The sequence below is a fragment of the Faecalibacterium prausnitzii genome, from assembly GCF_003287405.1.
Taxonomy (GTDB): Bacteria; Bacillota; Clostridia; order Oscillospirales; family Ruminococcaceae; genus Faecalibacterium; species Faecalibacterium intestinale.
This window is the reverse complement of record NZ_PRLD01000041.1, coordinates 1-3,381: the sequence shown is the minus strand read 5'-3', so window position 1 is coordinate 3,381 and position 3,381 is coordinate 1. Positions and strand designations below refer to the sequence as shown.

General features: G+C 54.7%; 3 protein-coding genes. 1 reads left to right on the top strand and 2 read right to left on the bottom strand.

Going from position 1 to position 3,381, the window contains the following annotated elements:
• Positions 1 to 824: argininosuccinate synthase (locus C4N24_RS14825; RefSeq protein WP_112092022.1), on the bottom strand; the 824-nt coding region annotated here is incomplete at its 3' end.
• Between the two features lie 203 nt (positions 825 to 1,027).
• Here C4N24_RS14825 and C4N24_RS14820 point away from each other — a divergent pair.
• Complete coding sequence (locus tag C4N24_RS14820) at positions 1,028 to 1,780, top strand: DUF4866 domain-containing protein (RefSeq protein ID WP_005920139.1); 753 nt, start codon at positions 1,028 to 1,030, stop codon at positions 1,778 to 1,780.
• 113 nt (positions 1,781 to 1,893) lie between these two features.
• On the opposite strand, the gene C4N24_RS14815 is transcribed toward C4N24_RS14820, so the two are convergent.
• Complete coding sequence (locus C4N24_RS14815) at positions 1,894 to 3,228, bottom strand: threonine/serine ThrE exporter family protein (protein WP_112092021.1); 1,335 nt, start codon at positions 3,226 to 3,228, stop codon at positions 1,894 to 1,896.
• Positions 3,229 to 3,381 lie beyond the last annotated feature (153 nt).

The window sequence follows — 3,381 nt, the reverse complement described above, 5'->3', positions numbered from 1 at the left end:
CCGCGGCTCTTCATGCCCACCAGACGGTTCTCCACCACATCATACAGGCCGATGCCGTTGCGGCCGCCGATCTCATTCAGCTTTGCGATGATGGCAGCGGGCTTCAGCTTCTCGCCGTTCAGAGCCACAGGAGCGCCCTTTTCAAATTCCAGCTCCACAAACTCGGACTTGTCCGGTGCGGTCTTGGGACTGACACCCAATTCGAGGAAGCCGGCCTTATCGTACTGAGGCTCGTTACCCGGGTCTTCCAGATCAAGGCCCTCGTGGCTCAGGTGCCACAGGTTCTTGTCCTTGGAGTAGTTGGTCTCCCGGCTGATCTTCAGCGGGATGTGATGAGCCTCGGCGTAGTCGATCTCCTCATCGCGGCTCTGGATGTCCCACTCGCGCCACGGGGTGATGATCTTCAGGTCGGGTGCAAAGTGCATGATGGCCAGCTCAAAGCGCACCTGATCGTTGCCTTTGCCGGTGCTGCCGTGGCAGACCGCATCTGCACCCTCGGCGCGGGCAATCTCCACCACGCGTTTTGCCAAAATGGGGCGGGCAAAGCTGGTGCCCAGCAGATAACCCTCGTAATCTGCCCCGGCCTGCATGGTGGGAATGACGTAATCCTCTACAAATTCGTCGGTCAGGTCTTCGATGTACAGCTTGGATGCGCCGCTTGCCTTGGCACGCTCCTCCAAGCCTTCCAGCTCACCCTTCTGCCCCACATTGCCGCACACGGCAATGACTTCGCAGTTGTTATAGTGCTCTTTCAGCCACGGGATGATAATCGATGTGTCCAGACCGCCGGAATATGCCAGCACGACCTTTTTGACCTCAGACATAGGAACTGCCTCCGTTTAAACCAACTTATATACTTTTCGATTTCCCTCGTGCAATTTCATGATTGCAGTGTCCATTATACGGGCACTCGGAAAATGTGTAAAAAGTGTTCTGCATATAGCAGCAATATGAAAGCAGTATTTCACAGCAGGGCATTATGAATCTATAATAGTAGTTGGAAATAAACAGAAAGAGGGTCTTTTTGATGGCAACGATATTTTCAAGAGAAGAAAAGGCAGAGGCACTGTTCGGGGAGATCCTGAAAAATCCAGAAGCCTGCCGACGCCTGATGGATACCTTCAACGACTCGCTGGACATGGCAGACGTACTGGATGCGCCGACCGTGAGTGCACAGCAGTTTGCCGCAGCGCTGTTCAATGCCTACGAGAACAAGGATCTGTCTGCCTTTCTGATGGCGATCTGCCAGCACAGTATGTTTGACCTGCTACGGAACGCTGCCCTGATCCCGTTCAAATTCAACGCCGATGGTCAGCCGAACCCGGTGATCCTGACGGATGATGCCGGCGTTCTTTTGCCGAACAACAAATTTGCCGTGAGCAGCAAAGTATACGACCGGTTCATCCGGGTGTTCCAGAAGCAGGAAAAGGTAAAAATGTACCTTGCCAGCGGCTACTGCAAGTATCACGGCTACGACGAAGGCTCGATGGATGTGGTGGAGTACCACTACAACCAGCATTTGGGGCTGCTGCTGATCTACGAACTGCCGGACACCGTGAAGCAGAAGGTAACGGAAGCGGAGGCCTACTCCACCGTCTGGGATATCCAGATGAAGCTGCAGCACGCACTGCCCCGTTCCGTGGTCTACTATGGACAGGATACGCTCAAGGACGGTGGAACCCGCTACGATGAACTTGGCGTTTTTCTGCCGCTGGAACACTTTGCCGACCGGCTGGAACGCCATGTGGAAACTGCTACCAAGATCGTTTACGGCGAGTAAACGCCCTGTAAACGAACTCCCTTTATAAGTGCATCACAGCAAAACAAAACGCAGCGAACCGTTAAAAGATTCGCTGCGTTTTGCCTTATATGGGAGAATGGAAATGCTGCACATCAGGTGCAATAACGGAAAGTCTTGTCAGTGACAATACGGGCGAAGATCAGCCCTAACGGCAGTGCCACGATGATGAGAATGGCATCTGCAAACCATGTGGCGGAGTCCATCAGAGACAGGATGCCCAGATTATAGATGGCACGGTAGAAATACAGTCCCGGTACCATGATAACGATGGACGGCACAGTGACGGAGATGCGGGGATAACCGGCGGCGCTCTTCAGGCAGGAGGCCAGCAGTCCGGACAGCAGTGCGCCCAGAAACGCTGCAACAGCGGGCGGAAAGCCCGCAAGGCTCACCAGCTCCAGCCGGAACGTGTTCGTTACCGCACCGATAAGGGCGGCGCAGACTGCCAGGTTCCGGGGACTGTTGAACATGAGCGAAAAGCCGAACACACCGCCAAAACTTGCCAGCAGCCGGAACACGATCTCTTCCGGGAGTGTCAGGCTCAGGGCAGGGAACTGCACCGGCTGCAAATGCAGCAGCAGTGCCATGATCCAAGCCGTCATGGTTGCCACCAGAATGATGAGGACGGCGTAGGCCAGACGTTCCAGCCCGGAGCGCATATCCAGCTTGGCAAGGTCGATGCCGCTGGTAATGAACGGAAAGCCCGGAATGATGAAGAGCATGGAGCAGATATACCCCGCCTCGTGCTGCGCCGATACGGTAAACAGCACCTCTGCCAGCTTCAGCAGGATGGCATACACGAGGCTTGCTGAACAGACCGACGCCGTAATGCCCAGAAACAGGGTGAAATGGTGCTTTGTCAACTTGCACCGTACAAAGTTGCCGATGCCTGCACCGCAGAAGGCACACAGCATTTCCACAATGCCGCCGCCAAGCAGAAAGGTGAAGCAGCCGCAGGCCAGTGCAGCTGCAAAGCCCAGTGCGATGGGCGAATACAAGCCGTGGATGCGCTCGATCTCATCGAGGTGGCTGTGCAGTTCTTCGCCGGTCATAAATTTTCCTTCCCGGTCGAAGTCGTTGACAAAATGCTCCAGTCGGTTCAGCCGGGAGGTATTCACGCCCGTATTTGTCAGACAGAGTGACTGGGTATAGCACTGGTCACCGTCAAAGCAGGTGAACTCAATGGACAACAGGCCGATGTCCGCTGTTGTTGTGACTCCCAGCTCCCGCGAGAGGGTGTTCATGGAGCTTCGGACACGCCATGCGCCGGTGCCGCATTCCAGCAGCATCAGCCCGGTGCGTCCAATGACGGAGGCTTTTTCCACAAGCCCCGCCTCGGTAATGGGGACGCCCTTGCTGGCCGACGCATAGTCGTGCCAGTAGACTTCCATGTGATTTTTGATGATCTCACTTTGCCGTTGTCCCATACCGGAAAGCCTCCTTTGTGATATGGGAATGTTGCAGCCGTTTCAAGACTGCGGTGCTATTATAAGGGAAATTGCAGGGCGGGTAAAACGTATCTTGGATATGCCGGCAATGTTCGTTTGATATTTCAAAGAAGAAAATACGTTGCGTTTTTG